Annotated in this window: 17 protein-coding genes; all 17 read left to right on the top strand. The window is 37.9% G+C overall.

The annotated features are described in order from the left end of the window. The first annotated feature begins 4 nt into the window (after positions 1-4). The 17 genes from ACFFIX_RS14455 to ACFFIX_RS14375 all read left to right on the top strand — a co-directional run bounded on the left by ACFFIX_RS14455 (position 5) and on the right by ACFFIX_RS14375 (position 14,935). Positions 5-1,132, top strand: a complete 1,128-nt coding sequence (locus tag ACFFIX_RS14455) for an amidohydrolase/deacetylase family metallohydrolase (protein ID WP_378935122.1) — start codon at positions 5-7, stop codon at positions 1,130-1,132. 13 nt (positions 1,133-1,145) lie between these two features. Then, on the top strand, positions 1,146-1,463 hold the full coding sequence (locus tag ACFFIX_RS14450; protein ID WP_378935120.1) for a PRD domain-containing protein: 318 nt from the start codon (positions 1,146-1,148) through the stop codon (positions 1,461-1,463). A gap of 169 nt (positions 1,464-1,632) precedes the next feature. Next, the gene (locus tag ACFFIX_RS14445) at positions 1,633-1,992 is read left to right on the top strand and encodes an SFCGS family glycine-rich protein (RefSeq protein ID WP_378935118.1); all 360 of its coding nucleotides are present in this window, start codon (positions 1,633-1,635) and stop codon (positions 1,990-1,992) included. 4 nt (positions 1,993-1,996) lie between these two features. Further along, positions 1,997-2,350 carry a DUF4312 family protein gene (locus ACFFIX_RS14440; protein WP_378935116.1) on the top strand — a complete coding sequence of 118 codons (354 nt, stop codon included), beginning with the start codon at positions 1,997-1,999 and terminating at the stop codon, positions 2,348-2,350. A 13-nt stretch (positions 2,351-2,363) separates the two neighbouring features. Then, positions 2,364-3,149 carry a DUF4311 domain-containing protein gene (locus ACFFIX_RS14435; protein WP_378935114.1) on the top strand — a complete coding sequence of 262 codons (786 nt, stop codon included), beginning with the start codon at positions 2,364-2,366 and terminating at the stop codon, positions 3,147-3,149. Position 3,150: 1 nt separating this feature from the next. After that, positions 3,151-3,828 (top strand): DUF4310 family protein, encoded by a 678-nt coding sequence (locus ACFFIX_RS14430; protein ID WP_378935112.1) that lies wholly within the window; start codon positions 3,151-3,153, stop codon positions 3,826-3,828. Positions 3,829-3,839: 11 nt separating this feature from the next. Next, the gene (locus ACFFIX_RS14425) at positions 3,840-4,943 is read left to right on the top strand and encodes a DgaE family pyridoxal phosphate-dependent ammonia lyase (protein WP_378935110.1); all 1,104 of its coding nucleotides are present in this window, start codon (positions 3,840-3,842) and stop codon (positions 4,941-4,943) included. A 5-nt stretch (positions 4,944-4,948) separates the two neighbouring features. After that, positions 4,949-5,665, top strand: a complete 717-nt coding sequence (locus ACFFIX_RS14420) for a KDGP aldolase (protein WP_378935108.1) — start codon at positions 4,949-4,951, stop codon at positions 5,663-5,665. A gap of 64 nt (positions 5,666-5,729) precedes the next feature. Then, a complete protein-coding gene (locus tag ACFFIX_RS14415) occupies positions 5,730-6,383 on the top strand; it encodes an HAD family hydrolase (protein WP_378935106.1) in 654 nt (217 codons plus the stop codon). Between the two features lie 286 nt (positions 6,384-6,669). After that, positions 6,670-7,878 (top strand): alanyl-tRNA editing protein, encoded by a 1,209-nt coding sequence (locus ACFFIX_RS14410; RefSeq protein WP_378935104.1) that lies wholly within the window; start codon positions 6,670-6,672, stop codon positions 7,876-7,878. A 47-nt stretch (positions 7,879-7,925) separates the two neighbouring features. Then, positions 7,926-8,321 carry a Uma2 family endonuclease gene (locus tag ACFFIX_RS14405; protein ID WP_378935103.1) on the top strand — a complete coding sequence of 132 codons (396 nt, stop codon included), beginning with the start codon at positions 7,926-7,928 and terminating at the stop codon, positions 8,319-8,321. Beyond that, entirely contained in the window at positions 8,299-8,526 is a 228-nt protein-coding gene (locus ACFFIX_RS14400) for a Uma2 family endonuclease (RefSeq protein WP_378935101.1), read from the top strand. Before ACFFIX_RS14405 ends, ACFFIX_RS14400 begins: the two co-directional genes overlap by 23 nt. A 551-nt stretch (positions 8,527-9,077) precedes the next feature. After that, positions 9,078-10,115 (top strand): LacI family DNA-binding transcriptional regulator, encoded by a 1,038-nt coding sequence (locus tag ACFFIX_RS14395; protein WP_378935099.1) that lies wholly within the window; start codon positions 9,078-9,080, stop codon positions 10,113-10,115. Between the two features lie 346 nt (positions 10,116-10,461). Continuing rightward, positions 10,462-11,724 carry an ABC transporter substrate-binding protein gene (locus tag ACFFIX_RS14390; protein ID WP_378935097.1) on the top strand — a complete coding sequence of 421 codons (1,263 nt, stop codon included), beginning with the start codon at positions 10,462-10,464 and terminating at the stop codon, positions 11,722-11,724. A gap of 98 nt (positions 11,725-11,822) precedes the next feature. After that, a complete protein-coding gene (locus ACFFIX_RS14385; RefSeq protein ID WP_378935096.1) occupies positions 11,823-12,749 on the top strand; it encodes a carbohydrate ABC transporter permease in 927 nt (308 codons plus the stop codon). Next, on the top strand, positions 12,749-13,579 hold the full coding sequence (locus tag ACFFIX_RS14380) for a carbohydrate ABC transporter permease (protein WP_378935094.1): 831 nt from the start codon (positions 12,749-12,751) through the stop codon (positions 13,577-13,579). Before ACFFIX_RS14385 ends, ACFFIX_RS14380 begins: the two co-directional genes overlap by 1 nt. Positions 13,580-13,609: 30 nt before the next feature. Continuing rightward, positions 13,610-14,935, top strand: coding sequence for an alpha-glucosidase/alpha-galactosidase (locus tag ACFFIX_RS14375; protein ID WP_378935092.1), 1,326 nt, complete (start codon positions 13,610-13,612; stop codon positions 14,933-14,935). Positions 14,936-15,388 lie beyond the last annotated feature (453 nt).

The raw sequence follows: 15,388 nt of genomic DNA, 5'->3' as shown, positions 1-15,388 counted from the left end.
TTTGATGGGTGGAAGCATCATCATTCAAGATGGCTTGGTTATCGATCCTGAGACCGCCACAATTGAAAAGAAAGATGTAGGTATTTTAAATGGAGTATTTGCTCCAATTGAGGAAGTGCGGAATCTAGCAGGGGACATGATTAAATATATAGATGCTTCAGGTTATTATATTGCTCCTGGTTTTATAGATTTACATGCACATATTTTTAAGGAATATACAGATTTGGGAATCGAAGCAGACCTTGTTGGTGTGAAACAGGGGGTTACGACAATTGTAGACGCGGGTAGCTCAGGATATGACAACTATCATTTATTCAAGGAAACGATTATTGAGAAAAGTCAAACCGAAATATTATCGTTTCTCAATATCTCTAGGAATGGGTTATGTAATGGACTTTCCGAGCTTGCTAATTTAGAAGATTTGATGACCCTTGAGGAAGGAATAGAAATATTCCATCAAGAGGGAAGCGTCGTTGGCCTTAAAGCACGTATGAGTAAATCTGTTGTAAAAGACAGTGGTATAAAGCCTCTTGAACATGCTAGGAACCTCGCGAATGAACTTCAGGTTCCCATTATGGTTCATATTGGAAATCCGCCTCCGAATTTACAAGAGATTTTTCCCCTTCTTCAAGAAGGAGACATTGTCACACATGCTTTTCACGGTAAGAAACATGGTGTGATTAATGAAACGGGGGATATGCTGCCTGAAGCAGTTGATGCCTTAAACCGAGGAGTGCGGTTTGATGTTGGTCACGGAACTTCAAGCTTTAGTTATAAAAAGATGAAAATGATGAAGGAGCACTATGATTTTTCGTTCACTATAAGCACGGACATCTACAATAGAAACTATCTTCATCCAGTTGGCAGTCTAATGATTACGATGACGAAGCTTCTTGCATTAGGCTACTCATTAACAGAAGTAGTGAAAGCGGTAACAATACAAGCTGCAGAAACTCTAAATCTAGTAGAACAAGGTACATTCAGGCAAGGAACAAGAGCCGATGTGACAATCTTTGGCCTCGAAGAAAATGACACGCCGCTTATTGATTCAGAAGGAGAAGAACTGGTATATGATCAAGTTCTAAAGCCATATATTACTCTTCGTAATGGAAAGGTGGCATACATGAAGTAGGATGGAAGTGCAAATGGAAGAATTATATCAGAAGAGTGAAGATCCTGGTTTGTGTAAGGCACTAATGTTATTCATGGATGAGCTTTTGAAACGAGCAAAAATTCAAATGACAAATGCTCAGAAGTTGTCATTACTATCACATGTCACAGCAATGGTCTACCGCTCTAACCATAAAGAAATGATTCAACCTATTGATAAGACCCTATTTGAGGAAGTATCAAACGAATCTATTGAAATGGCAAATAAAGTATGTGGTAGGATGCCTGATCTACACGAGGATGAAAAGTATTTACTATCTATACATTTTGAATCTGCAAAAATAACTAATTGAGTAAATTGCACAATATATGAAACTGAACCGAAAAACGATTGTGTCAAACTTAGGATTGTTAATTTCACTTACCTGAGAATATTAATAGTTCAAATCCGAAAAAGGTTCGCTTTTCAATTTAATATCCGATCTATGAAAATATTCTATTAATTTAAAGGGGGAAATAAAGATGAGTCAAGTTGTTGTTGTAATTGGGGATCGCTTAGGAAAAGGCCAAAATGTTGCAAAGGGTGTGGAATCTGCAGGCGGAAAGGCTATAGTCATTGCAGGTGTAGGTGCAGATATGCGTTTAGGTGACGTGATGAAGGCAGAAAATGCGGATTTAGGTATTTCTTTCTGTGGAAGCGGTGGCGCTGGAGCCATTACTGCCCAAACAAAGTACGGTTACCAAGCACACTATGGAATGCGCTCAATTGATGAAGGTGTTACTGCAATTAATGAAGGGAAACGCGTTTTGGGCTTTGGTTTTAATGATGTTGAAGAACTTGGAAAGAGAATTACAGAAGCATTATTGAAAGCTAAGGCTTAAGTACATGGAAACGACTATTAATCGTAAAGTAAGAGTGGAAGGAACTGGGAAATCAAGGGAGCAGGCCCTCAACATGGCGTTAGGAAAAATCCAAAGGAAAGTAATGGATGAGTATAAGGCGATGATACTTCGAATAGAACCTTTGGGAACAGAGGTCATTGAGGCAATTGAACAGACCTATACCGAACGCTTCTTGCTGTTTTTCTTTCCCAGAAAAAGACACAACTATAAGGTCGTTTTAGATGTCGATGTAAATATTATTCTATTAAAAATCGATGAAATTGAATTCAGAAAAATTGAAGATACGAGTGGAGTCATTAAGCGTATTCTCCGTAATGAACATATAGAAAGCAAATAAGGAGGGTGGAACCATGGAGGTATTGGAGGTAGCGATAAAATCAATTATTATTGGTGCCCTTGTAGGTATAGGTGTTGGGGCAGGTGCGGCCAGAATGTTTCATGCACCTAAAGTTCAAGGAATGGGAGCTTTCCGTACACTGGGAGAGCTAAATGCTTGTGCAGGAGATAGAGCGTCTCACTTTTCATTTGGGTTAGGTTTCTTCTTTAACGCTTGGGCATCTGCTGTGGGAGCGGGTGCTTTTACACAGGATGTTGACCACCGTGTTATTCCTAACTGGGCAGCAGCTGTATTGATGCGTAAGGGAAGTAGCCCTGAGGACACGCTACATAATCCGAAGAAAATGGCTATCGCTGGCGGAATTATTGGCGTTATTGTGGTTGCATTCCTAAATCTTACAGCTTCAGCGGTTCCAGAATCACTGCAAGCTACTGCTGTAATGGTGCTAGTGCCAGCAGCAAACCTTTTAATTAACCCGGTTATGCCAGTTATTTTCTGGCTGGCAGCATTAGATGCAGGCAAGCGTTCAGGGATGTGGGGAACAATTTTCGGGGGAGCTGCGCACTTAATCATGGGAAATGCCGTACCTGGAGTTGTGTTAGGGATTTTGATCGGTAAAGGTGTAGATGATAGCGGTTGGAATAAAGTAACTAGAACATTGATTACATCTGTTATTCTCCTATTTGTCTTAAGTGCTTTCTTCCGCGGTTTCGACATTCAAATGCTTGAGAGTATGCAAATAAATGCACCAGAATGGCTCCTAAACTTACACAAACTATTGGGATTAGAGGTGAAGTAAATTGAGTTCACAAACTTCAGGAATCGTAAATGAAAAAGATTATAGTAAAAACTTTTGGTATGCTGATTGGTCTTTCCCTATTTTTGTAGCTCTCCTTTCAGCTGGTATCTTTGCAGGAACCCACATGTATTATGTTTATAAAATTGGTGCCTTCAATGATGTAGCCATTGTAGCCATGTTAGAAGCTGGAATGCAAGGCGCAGGTTATGGTGCCGCTGCTGCTTTTGGAGCAAGCTTCTTATTTGCACGTATATTAGAAGGCTCACTAGTAGGTATTCTTGATATTGGGGGAGCGCTTCAAACGGGAATAGGAATCGGTATTCCAGCCGTATTGCTAGCATCAGGTATTACAGCACCATTAGAAAACTTTATTCTATCATTAATTACTGGGGCTTTTTTAGGGATTATTGTTGGATATTTAATTATTGGGATTAGAAAATTTACAGTGGGACAGTCAAACTCAACTTTTGGAGCAGACATTATGATGGGTGCAGGTAACGCATCAGGCCGTTTCCTTGGTCCGCTTATTGTTATTTCTGCTTGTAGTGCGTCTATTCCAATCGGTTTCGGTTCCATTATTGGTGCAACGATATTCTACGTATGGAAAAAACCAGTAGCAGGTGGTGCCATCCTTGGTGCGATGCTTTTAGGGGCTATATTCCCAATTCCTTTAGAATGAGGTGAGAGAAAATGAGTATATTTGAATCATTTGGGTTACGTAAAGTGATTAATGCAAGCGGTAAAATGACTGCTTTAGGCGCTTCAGCCGTGAGCAATGAGGTGGCAGAAGCTTTAAAGCAAGCCTCTCAAGATTATGTCGATATAGAAGAAATGATGGAATACTCTGGGAAAGCAATTGCTGAATATACAGGTGCAGAGGATGGCTGTCCAACATGTGGTGCCGCTGCAGGAATTGCCATCTCTACCGCAGCTATTATTACCGGGAAAAACCTGACCTTAATAGAAAGAATGCCCGATTCTGAAGGATTAAGAAACGAAATAATTATTCAAAAAGGCCATCAAGTCCACTTTGGTGCTAACATTGGACAAATGGTCCGCATAGGTGGAGGTAAAGTTATTGAAGTGGGCAGTGCCAATAAAGTGGAAGCTGATCATATCGAGCAAGCAATAACCGATAAAACGGCCGCTCTTCTATATGTCAAGTCCCATCATGCTGTCCAAAAAGGGATGCAGACGATTGAAACCATGATGAATATTGCCCAAAAACACAATATACCATTCATCATTGATGCAGCTGCAGAAGAAGATTTTAAAATGTATATAAAAATAGGTGCCGATATTGTTATATACAGCGGTGGTAAAGCACTAGAAGGTCCAACATCTGGTTTTATTTGTGGAAAAAAAGAATTGATGGAAGCCTGCCGTAAGCAATATAAAGGAATAGGGCGTCCGATGAAAGTTGGAAAAGAAGGAGTCGCTGGTCTTCTTACAGCTTTAAAACAGTATGCTTCTTTGGAAGATAATGCAGAAGACCAGATTGAACGAATGACACAACTTAATCAATCACTAGAAGAGGTGGAAGGACTTACATGTTCCATTAAGCAAGATGAAGCTGGTAGAGCCATTTATCGTGCACAAATTGAAGTTAACGCAGATAAAACAGGAATGAGTGCGCAAGAGCTACTTAATCGCCTTGAAACAGGAAATCCGGCTATCTTTTTACGACACCATTATGTGAATATAGGTATATTATCTGTTGACCCTCGTCCATTGTTAAAAGGACAAGAAGCTATTATCGCAAATACAATCAAGAGCATATTGAGGGAGGGGTAACTTAATTGAATCAAAAGGTTATTTTTAATGTATTGGCCAAAGATGTAGACAACGCGAAAGAGCTTTTTCATGAAGCCGGAGACCGTGTGTTAGTAGGTATTATGGTGAAAAACTTTCCAACTGAAGAAGCGGTAATTGAGCAAGTTGAATTATATAAAGACAATGATATTCCTGTCTCAGTGGGTCTTGGGGCAGGAGATCCTACAATGTGGAAGAAGGTTGCTGACGTTTCTGCTAAAACCTTACCTGTGCACATAAATCAGGTGTTTCCTGCAGCCGGTTATACGTTAGGACGTATGACGCAGTTAAATGCGACAAATATCATTGTAAATTCTTTGATAGAGCCATCGGGTACACCAGGAGAAGTATATATTTCAACAGGTCCTAAGAGTTCTGACTACAAGGTAAAAGTATCATGTGATATGGCTGCAGCAATGCTTGCCGAAATCGGTGTTCATTCAGTGAAATTCTATCCAATTGATGGGGAGAAACGTTTAGGTGAAGTAGCGGCCATGGTTATGGCATCAGTAAAGGCTGGCTTGAAAATTTTCGAACCAACAGGCGGTATCGATGTGGAAAACGTCCATCGCATTGTGCAAACATGCCTAGATAACGGTGCAGAAACGGTCATTCCTCACTTATATACATCCTTAATTGATAAGAAAACTGGAGAAACAGAAGTAGAAAAGATCAAGCAATTACTAGCTATGGAATGGAACTAAATTATTAACCTAAAGGAGCTTTTCATGAAAGCTCCTTTTTCCTATAGAGGAGGATTGAATAAGTATGCAAAATTTTGCCGTCATCTTTGATATGGATGGGGTCATTGTTGATAGTGAACCTATGTATCAAAACTGGAATCATCAATTATTTGAAGAATTAAATATTACGGTTCCGGTACAAATCCGATCACAATTCGTAGGCATTAGCCCCAAGCGTAAATGGCACCTAATAAAAGAGCATTGCGGAATAACTGAATCGATTGAGGAACTAGTCCTAAATCAACGAAGGTTTTTTGGAGATAAGTCCGTTAATTTTAAGGACATTTTATTCCCAGGAACCCTTCCCTTATTAGAACTTCTAAAAGGTAAAGGGATTAAATTAGCTTTAGCATCTTCTTCTGATAGAGAGCGTATCAATAGCGTATTGAGTTCTTGTGATTTAGTAAAATACTTTGATGAAATCGTAAGCGGCCATGAGTTTGAAGAAAGCAAGCCTCACCCTGATATTTTCCTTCATACTGCCAAAAAATTAGGTATTGAACCAGAAGAATGTATCGTTATTGAAGATTCCATTTATGGATTGACCGCAGCCACTCGTGCAGGAATGAAAAAGGTTGGTGTAAAACATAAGAGAATCCCAATGGATTTATCATTAGCAGATATAACAATAGAGTCTCTCGAAGAACTAAATTATGAAGCATTAGAAAATTTGTTATGAATTTTGGAAGGAGACACATGTGGGAGAACCGTATGCCTCATCGTTCCGTAAGCTTATACAATATGTTTTTATTGAAGAAGAACCCTGCTGAGGTTATGAAGGTTATGAGAGTGGTTACTGAATCAGCACGCTGAGGTATTAGAGGGATTCTAGGTAATAATATTAATAAAAAGGATGACGAGCTACAATTTTAACTGCTCCTAAGACCAGAGAAGTAGATGTTATCAGAGTCCTGTTGATACTATAATATAGAAAGGATAGCAAATGATTATTTGGAGTGTGAACTATGACAACAAAACTATATTATCAAAGTCCATATACAGAATCCTTTTCAACACCCGTAACGAAGCAAGCTAAGGATGAAGCTGGAAACTGGTTCGTTGTACTAGAGGGAACAGCTTTTTATCCAACAGGTGGGGGCCAGCCTCATGACACGGGGAATTTAAATGGTATCAGCGTCGTGGACGTACAGGAAGTCGACAGTGAAATTCGCCACTATCTTGAGAGCCCATTACCTGATAGCAACGCAGTAATTCATGGTGAAATTGACTGGAATCGCCGTTTTGACCACATGCAGCAGCATGCAGGGCAACACCTTTTATCAGCTGCGTTTGAAGAGTTATTTTCCTATAAAACGGTTAGCTTTCATCTTGGAAAAGAGATTTCAACGATTGATTTAGCAATTAAAGATTTAACTGAAAAAGAAGCAGTCGAAGTAGAGAATACAGTCAATCGTGTGATACGTGAGAACCGACCTATTGAAGCAAAATGGGTCAATGAACAAGAATTATCCCAATACCCTCTTAGGAAAAAACTAGCAGTCACTGAAAATATCCGACTCGTCATTGTCCCAGACTTTGATTATAACGGGTGTGGAGGCACGCATCCAGAAACGACTGGAGAGGTAAGTACTCTTAAGATTTTAAGCTGGGAAAAGCAAAGAAAGCAGATTCGTATTTCTTTTGTATGTGGAAATCGTGTTCTCAAACAGCTTCATCAAAAGCAAGCTGTGCTAACTCAATTAACTGGGCTATTAAATGCTCCAGAGCAAGGTATGGTCGAAGCTGTGAAAAGACTTCTTGAACAAAGTAAGAATCAGGACAAAGCGATAAAGGAAGTAAAGGAAGAACTGATTCAATACGAGGCGAAGAGCTTTGCTTCTCAAGTTGAGACTATTAGTGGTCGTAAAATAATAAAAACTGTTTTCCAAAACCGTCCCATCGCAGAGCTTCAAAGCCTTGCTCGCAGTATTATTGCAGAAGTTAGTAATGTAGTTATTTTCCTTGTAGCGGAAAATGAGGACAAGTTACAGTTTGTCTGTGCTCGTGGTTCAGCCTCTGATGTAAACATGAAACCTATTCTTGAGAAAATCTTACCGATCATTAACGGAAAAGGTGGAGGAAGTGAAAGCTTTGCTCAAGGTGGGGGAGAGAATCTTTTGTCTGGGGAGGAGCTTATCGATAAGTTGGTAATTTCTTGCAGCACTACTTTCTGAAGAGAAAATAAGGTGATATGTTCATCTACTGCTATTTTTAGTACAATATGGGTAATTCAATAATTTTTTACGAGAGGAATGATCCAATGTCCATTCCGAATGAACAACCTAAATACTCATATACCGATTATCTAGCTTGGGATGAGGGAGAACGAATTGAGATTATTAATGGAGATGTGTTTAACATGTCACCTGTCCCATCTCGAAAGCATCAACAAGTACTAAGAGAATTGTCTACTGAAATGACGCTTTACCTTAGAGATAAAGAATGTGAAGTGTTTTTTGCGCCTTTTGATGTTCGGCTGCTTGCAGATGATAAATCGGATGATGAAACATTCAATATTGTTCAACCAGATTTAACTGTAGTGTGCGATAAAGGTAAGCTAGATGAAAAGGGCTGTAAGGGTGCGCCAGATATGATTGTGGAAATTCTATACCGTTAAGATCGATCGATGGAAAAAGTATCAACTCTACGAAGCTGCGGGAGTGAAGGAATATTGGATCGTTGATGTAACGAACGAGTCAATTGAGGTTTACATTTTAAAGAACAAACAGTATGAGTTTGTTGGTGTCTTTACAAAAGAGGAAGCCATTTCAGTTCATATATTAGAAGGATTTGAGTTGAAACTGGATAAGGTATTTGTGTAAAAGGGCTCCTCAAGTTTTCAGCTATAAAAAGTGTATATCGAAAAAAACGGTGTTGCTGCTATAGCAATGCCGTTTTTTACATTTTAAAATCCAGTTTGACTGAAAATATCCAGTAAATATTTAGTGTAGTGAGGTAGTAGGTAAATGAAAAACGATTAGACATATAGTCTTTTTTTCTAAGTAAGAATTCTGAATTTCTTTTTTACAAAAAAAATTTCTAATAAATCTCCTTTATTAAAATAGAATTATCTCCTTTTACGATTTATTTGGTTCTATTCTAGTAAATATTTAGTAAAATAGTACCTCTGTAGAGTAGCTATACCCTGCCTTTTTTTGTAATCTATTGCTAAAAGATTAGTGAAAACTAGCTTTAATTAACGGTATATTGATATAAATTAATTTCAATTACAAGCTACTTCTAATTTACAGAATAATAAAAAAATATTGTAAGCGCTTAATTTGTGTGATAATCTCATATCAAGAAGTAAATATTTAGTGATAAAAAAGGAAACTTTATGGTTTTGTAGTAAATAAATTTAGTGAGGTATTTTATGATAACTATCAAAGATATTGCAGCAAAAGCAAATGTCTCAAGTTCGACAGTATCGAGAGTATTAAATGATGACCTAACTCTAAAGGTTACAGAGGAAACGCGTCATCGGATTTTAGAAATTTCTAAAGAGCTAGGTTATACAACGGTAAGAAATCGCCGGAATGTACAAAACTTGGCTAATTTAAATAATCCTCGAATTGGGATCTTTCTAGCACACACACTTGAAGAAGAAATAGATGGAGTTGATGATCCATATTTTACTTCGATTAGGCAAGGTGTTGAAAGTGAATGTTTAAATCGCGGGGTATTTACGAACAAGGTTTTTCGGTTATCTGAGAATAATCAAAAACAGATTGTAGGTGATCTAGATGGATTAATTATTATTGGTGGAATTAGTCTTAATGCCATCAACCAATTATGTGGTCACTTAGACAACATTGTTTTTATCAATCATTCACAAGAAGAGGATAAGTATGATTCGGTAGTAGTTGACTTTGAAAAAGCAACAAAAAACGCTTTGGAGCACATGTTTTCTCTTGGATACACTCGCATTGGATACATAGGTGGAAAAGAGAGAGAACAAGATTCTGGAAAAAATTTGATCATTGAGGATAAGCGACAAACAACGTTTGAAACAATGATGAAATCAAAAGAAATCTATCATGAGGATCATGTTCTTATTGGAGAGTATACGATGGCGCAAGGATATGAATTAATGAAGAAATTGATAAAAAAGGGTAATCTACCGCAAGCATTTTTTATCGGTAGTGATTCAATGTCAATTGGGGCAATGCGTGCTTTGCGGGAATCCAATCTAAGAGTTCCTGAAGATGTAGCGATTGTCAGTTTTAATGATGTGCAAATGGCGAAATTTGCAAGTACTCCCTTAACGACTGTTAAAGTCCACACTGAACAAATGGGACGGTTTGGCGTGCAATTATTGTTAGACCGAATTAATGGAAGAGAGATACCTCTTAAAGTAACAGTCCCAACAAGACTAGTGATTAGAGAAAGCTGTGGAGTCAATAGTAGATAACGAGAAAATTAGGAGTTGAAAATTGTGATCGTACGCTAATTTTAAGGAGGTGATGGATTGAAGAAGAAATTTAATGGTTTTACATAGTTAACGAAAGGAGGAAATGTGAAAAAGAGATCAAAAAGTCAAAGGAATTCCAAGAAGTTTGATTTGGCAGAATCAACTTTACATAGAATTGGTACCTATGACTCTTTTAATCTCCTTAGCTCCCAAATGAATAAGGAAAATGATATAGACACTAATTATAAAATAGGAATCATTTAATAGCAAAAATTTTGATTGATTACAACTTTTCCAACTAGAATTGGAGTTTCATTAAGAAAATGAAATGAGGGGGAAGAAGAACATGAGGAAATTTATTAGTGGACTTATTTTTGTAATCGCATTCACACTTTTTGCGTCTGGTTGCTCAAACAAGGGAGCATCTAGTAATTCGGATGAAAGTGGGGTAACGTTGTCACTTTTCTTAACGATGTCAAACGAGGGTGAAAAAAAAGCAATTGAAACGGTTGTATCGAAATTTGAAGAAGAAAATCCCGATATTAACATCGAAGTAAATCTACCTGGTGGAGGCTATGAGGATATGCTTCGAGTAAAAATGGCAGCAAATGATATGCCTGATTTATTCGATACTCATGGCTGGGCAAAGCTTCGATATGGCGAATATGTAGCGGACTTAAAAGAGATGGATTGGGTGCAGAATCTTGATCCAGCTTTAGACCAAATTTTAAAGGATGAGGAAGGAAAAGTATACGCATATCCTTTAAATCAAGCAAAAGATGGAATCAGTTACAATGCAAATATTCTTGAAGAGTATGGCATAGAACCACCAACAACACTAGATGAATTTATAGCTGCATTGGAGACAATCAAAGAAAAAAGCAAAGGCGATGTTGTGCCTTTATGGATTCCTGGTGGAGATAACTGGACAATCGCGCAAATATTTGATCAGATGGCTACTCCATTATTAATTACTGAAGAAGAGAACAGTTATGGAGATCAGTTAAAAGACGGATCATTTGATTGGTCGAATTACACACTGTTTGCTGAAAAAATGAAAGAAATGCAAGAAAAAGAATTATTAAATGAAGACGTATTAACAGCAAAATTCACGCAAGCGGCTGAGTTAATGGCTCAAGATAAGATTGCTTTCACGTTTGTCGGCGGCTCACTAGGACCGGATGCAACTGAGTTAAACCCAGAAGTGAAGGTTGGTACGATGCCAGTCCCTGCCATTCATGAAGGTGATGTGCAAAGCTGGATAGGGGGAGAACGCTTTACACTTGCGGCTTGGAAGGATTCAGAAAATCTAGAAGAAGCCAAACGTTTTATCGATTTCGTCTCCCAACCTGAAAATGTAAAGTTAATAGCTGAAGGAACATCGTCACCAGCTGCTCTAACGAATACAGAAGCAACAAACTACTATTCAGAGTTTTATAGCGAATACGAAGACATCAATGTGCAACCTTATTTTGACCGTGTGTATTTACCAAGCGGAATGTGGGATGTTATGGCAACTACAGGACAAGAATTGCTAGCCGACACCCTAACACCTGAACAGCTTTCCGAAAAAATGGGAGAAGAATACAAGCGATTAAGAAAGCAATAGCATTGTTAATATCAGTTATTTGGATAAGGGAGGAGTAAATCTTCATTATCTCCTCCTCTCCAAGCGAACTCTCAATGTCAAAATGAGGAGTTGAATCGATGAGCGAGTTAGTAACAAAAAAAGTTTTTTCACTATCTAAAAAGGCGCCAAAACTCAAAAGCAAAAAGGAATCATCACTTTGGTGGATGTACTTCCCAAGCTTAGTTGTTGTTTTCCTATTTATTTTGTATCCGTTCTTAAACGGAATCCAGTTATCCTTTACAAATTGGAACGGTTTTTCTCAGGACTATGACTTTGTAGGTTTTGAACAATATTCTAGATTATTCACTGATCCAACGACATGGCTTGTTCTGAAAAATACCTTACTCTACGGAATTGGAAGTACAATTTTACAAAATGTTCTAGGCTTAGCTTACGCTCTACTGTTAAACCAGAGTATAAGAATGAAAGCTATTACTCGTACGATTATTTATCTTCCCGTTATTATTAGCCCATTGATTATGGGGTACATTTGGTACTTTTTCTTTGCTTTTCAAGGTGGGGCACTGAATGATCTTTTGCTTTTTTTAGGATTTGAAAAAGTTAATGCGTTAGGAAATCCTGGATTAAACTCTTGGATTATCGTATTTGTGAATACGTACCAGTATGTAGGAATTGCGATGATCATTTATTTAGCTGGTTTACAAAGTATTTCAAAGGATTACTACGAAGCATCTCAGCTTGATGGTGCATCTGCTATTCAACAGTTTAAAAACGTCACACTTCCCTTATTAATGCCATCGATCACGATCAATATCGTCTTAAATATTATTGGTGGATTGAAATTGTTTGATGTCATTATTGCCCTTACAGGAGGGGGACCGGGTAACGCTTCCCAGTCCATGTCAACTTTTATGTATGATCTCTATTTTAAGAGGCAGGATGCAGGTTATGCAGCAACACAAGGTGTTTTTATGGCTTTTGTGATCCTCGTCTTAAGCTTATCTGCCCTCGTTTACTTTAAACGAAAGGAGATCGAGGCATAATGAATCATTACAATAAAAAAAGAAACCGAGTGTTAACTATACTTGCTTTTTGTGTCATGGTATTTCATATTATGCCTTTCTATATTTTGGTAACAACTGCCTTGAAAGCAAAAGGTGATTTTAGTTCGAAATGGGCGTTTCCTGAGCAAATTAGCTTTCAGAATTTTACGGATGCATGGAAAATCGCTAACTTAGGTCCTTCATTTATGAATACAACCATTATCACAGTTGCTTCAGCTGTCTTATTAATTTTTTTAGGATCAATGGCAGCATATCCAATGGCACGGCGTCAAACAAAATTAAATAAATTTTTCTATATCTTGTTTATCGCGATCATGATTATACCACCATTAACAGCGTTAGTGCCTTTGTACAAAATGGTTGTTAATATGGGGATGATGAATACGTATGAGGTAGCCATTTTAAACAATGTGGCAGCATATATGCCGCTCACGATCTTTTTATATGCAGGATTTATTCGTTCCACTATTCCAAGGGAATTAGAAGAAGCGGCCAAGATAGACGGTGCGAGTACATTAGTGATCTTTTTCCGAATTGTTTTTCCTTTGTTAAAGCCAGTAACTGCTTCGATTCTAATTATTGCGTGTGTATTTATTTGGAATGACTATCAATTTGCTATTTTCTTTTTACAAGATAGTGCGATGCACACAATAACTGTTTCATTAGCGAGCTTCTTTGGGCAAAATCAAAATAATCTAAATTTAGTTGCAGCAGCTGCGATTATTGCAATGCTACCAATGACTGTTCTGTTCTTATTTTTACAAAAGTATTTTATTGCGGGTCTATCATCTGGATCTGTAAAAGGTTAATTTATAACAACTTTAGGAAGGAAGATGAAAATGTCTAAAATTACGTTTATGGGTGCAGGAAGTACAGTGTTTGCGAAAAATGTTCTAGGAGATTGCATGTTTGTACCCGCACTATCAGGCTTTGAATTTGCTTTGTTCGATATTGATGAGCAACGTTTAAAAGATTCAGAGAACATGTTAAATAATTTAAAGAATAACATTGATAGTAATGTACTGATCAAATCATATTCTGATCGAAAAGAAGCGTTACGTGGAGCCAAGTACGTCATCAATGCGATTCAAGTTGGTGGGTACAAGCCTAGTACAGTAATAGACTTTGAGATTCCTAAAAAGTACGGCCTTCAGCAAACCATTGCTGATACGACAGGTATTGGTGGGATCTTCAGAGCCCTCCGTACAATTCCGGTTATGTTGGATTTCGCAAAGGATATTGAAGAGGTTTGTCCAGATGCGCTTTTCTTAAATTACACAAATCCGATGGCAAGTCTAACAGGGGCAATGCTACGCTACACAAACGTGAAAACGATTGGTTTATGCCATAGTGTTCAAATTTGCACAGAGCATTTGTTCAGAGACTTAGAAATGGACCACGACGGAATCGAAGAAAGAATTGCTGGTATTAACCATATGGCGTGGTTGCTTGAAGTAAAACGGGATGGCAAGGATTTGTATCCAGAAATTAAACGCCGTGCAAAGGAAAAACAAAAAACAAAGCATGATGATATGGTTCGCTATGAATTAATGGATAAGTTCGGATACTATATCACAGAGTCTTCCGAACATAATGCAGAATACCACCCATATTTTATCAAAAGAAACTATCCTGAGCTAATTGAACGTTTCAATATTCCACTTGATGAGTACCCACGTCGTTGTGTTAATCAACTTGAGAGTTGGGAGACAATGCGGGAAGACATGGTGAATAACAGTCAGCTTACACATACTCGCTCACATGAATATGGATCAAGAATTATTGAAGCAATGGAAACAAATGTACCGTTCAAATTTGGCGGAAATGTTTTAAATACAGGTCGTTTAATTAGTAATCTTCCAGAAAATACAGTAGTCGAAGTACCATGTGTTGTCGACCGCAATGGCATTATGCCAACGTATATTGGGGATCTACCGGAACAATTAGCAGCACTAAACAGAACAAATATTAATACACAGCTTCTAACAATTCAAGCTGCTGTGACTGGCAAACGAGAGCATGTCTACCAAGCAGCAATGCTTGATCCACATACGAGTGCAGAGTTATCAATGGATGATATTATCGCGATGTGTGATGAGTTAATTGAAGCACATGGCGATTGGTTACCGCAGTTTATGAATAGTGGATCAAAAATAGGGGTCTGACCCTATTTCAAAGGTGACTGACCACACACTTAAAAGCAGTATGCACCATATTTTGATAAGTTTGAAATCGCCAAATCGTCACTTGCTAGTGATAAAGGACATATTAAGAAAAAATAATGAATGTATTTCAAAGAAGGGCTGGGTTCATTCCAGCTCTTTTTAACATATAAGAAAGTATAAAATTTGATACTAAGTCTGCGTTTCTGAATCCAGCTCCAGCGCCTAGCCCCTCGAGGTCATAAGTCAATTCTAAATTGAAGGCAAAGAACGCCTTCTATTTAGAATCGCCTTATGCTTGTCGGGGCTGACCAAGGCGCTTGCGCTCTTTTTATATTTTTGCACCAGAATCAAAACACAATATTTTAATAAAACTAAATATTTTAACTTTTCAAATGAATACTAATATGCTACCATACTTGTATGGTAGTGTATTAAGCAAAGAGGGTGGGTAAT

The organism is Metabacillus herbersteinensis (assembly GCF_042433335.1).
Classification (GTDB): Bacteria; Bacillota; Bacilli; order Bacillales; family Bacillaceae; genus Metabacillus; species Metabacillus herbersteinensis.
The sequence above is the reverse complement of the archived record's forward strand: the minus strand, read 5'-3'. Positions and strand labels throughout refer to the sequence as shown.

Coding starts and splice junctions, on each gene's coding strand:
- ACFFIX_RS14455 (WP_378935122.1), top strand. CDS start 5: ATGGGTGGAAGCATCATCATTCAAGATGGCTTGGTTATCGATCCTGAG.
- ACFFIX_RS14395 (WP_378935099.1), top strand. CDS start 9,078: ATGATAACTATCAAAGATATTGCAGCAAAAGCAAATGTCTCAAGTTCG.
- ACFFIX_RS14425 (WP_378935110.1), top strand. CDS start 3,840: ATGAGTATATTTGAATCATTTGGGTTACGTAAAGTGATTAATGCAAGC.
- ACFFIX_RS14445 (WP_378935118.1), top strand. CDS start 1,633: ATGAGTCAAGTTGTTGTTGTAATTGGGGATCGCTTAGGAAAAGGCCAA.
- ACFFIX_RS14450 (WP_378935120.1), top strand. CDS start 1,146: ATGGAAGAATTATATCAGAAGAGTGAAGATCCTGGTTTGTGTAAGGCA.
- ACFFIX_RS14435 (WP_378935114.1), top strand. CDS start 2,364: ATGGAGGTATTGGAGGTAGCGATAAAATCAATTATTATTGGTGCCCTT.
- ACFFIX_RS14380 (WP_378935094.1), top strand. CDS start 12,749: ATGAATCATTACAATAAAAAAAGAAACCGAGTGTTAACTATACTTGCT.
- ACFFIX_RS14440 (WP_378935116.1), top strand. CDS start 1,997: ATGGAAACGACTATTAATCGTAAAGTAAGAGTGGAAGGAACTGGGAAA.
- ACFFIX_RS14415 (WP_378935106.1), top strand. CDS start 5,730: ATGCAAAATTTTGCCGTCATCTTTGATATGGATGGGGTCATTGTTGAT.
- ACFFIX_RS14410 (WP_378935104.1), top strand. CDS start 6,670: ATGACAACAAAACTATATTATCAAAGTCCATATACAGAATCCTTTTCA.
- ACFFIX_RS14375 (WP_378935092.1), top strand. CDS start 13,610: ATGTCTAAAATTACGTTTATGGGTGCAGGAAGTACAGTGTTTGCGAAA.
- ACFFIX_RS14405 (WP_378935103.1), top strand. CDS start 7,926: ATGGGTAATTCAATAATTTTTTACGAGAGGAATGATCCAATGTCCATT.
- ACFFIX_RS14390 (WP_378935097.1), top strand. CDS start 10,462: ATGAGGAAATTTATTAGTGGACTTATTTTTGTAATCGCATTCACACTT.
- ACFFIX_RS14385 (WP_378935096.1), top strand. CDS start 11,823: ATGAGCGAGTTAGTAACAAAAAAAGTTTTTTCACTATCTAAAAAGGCG.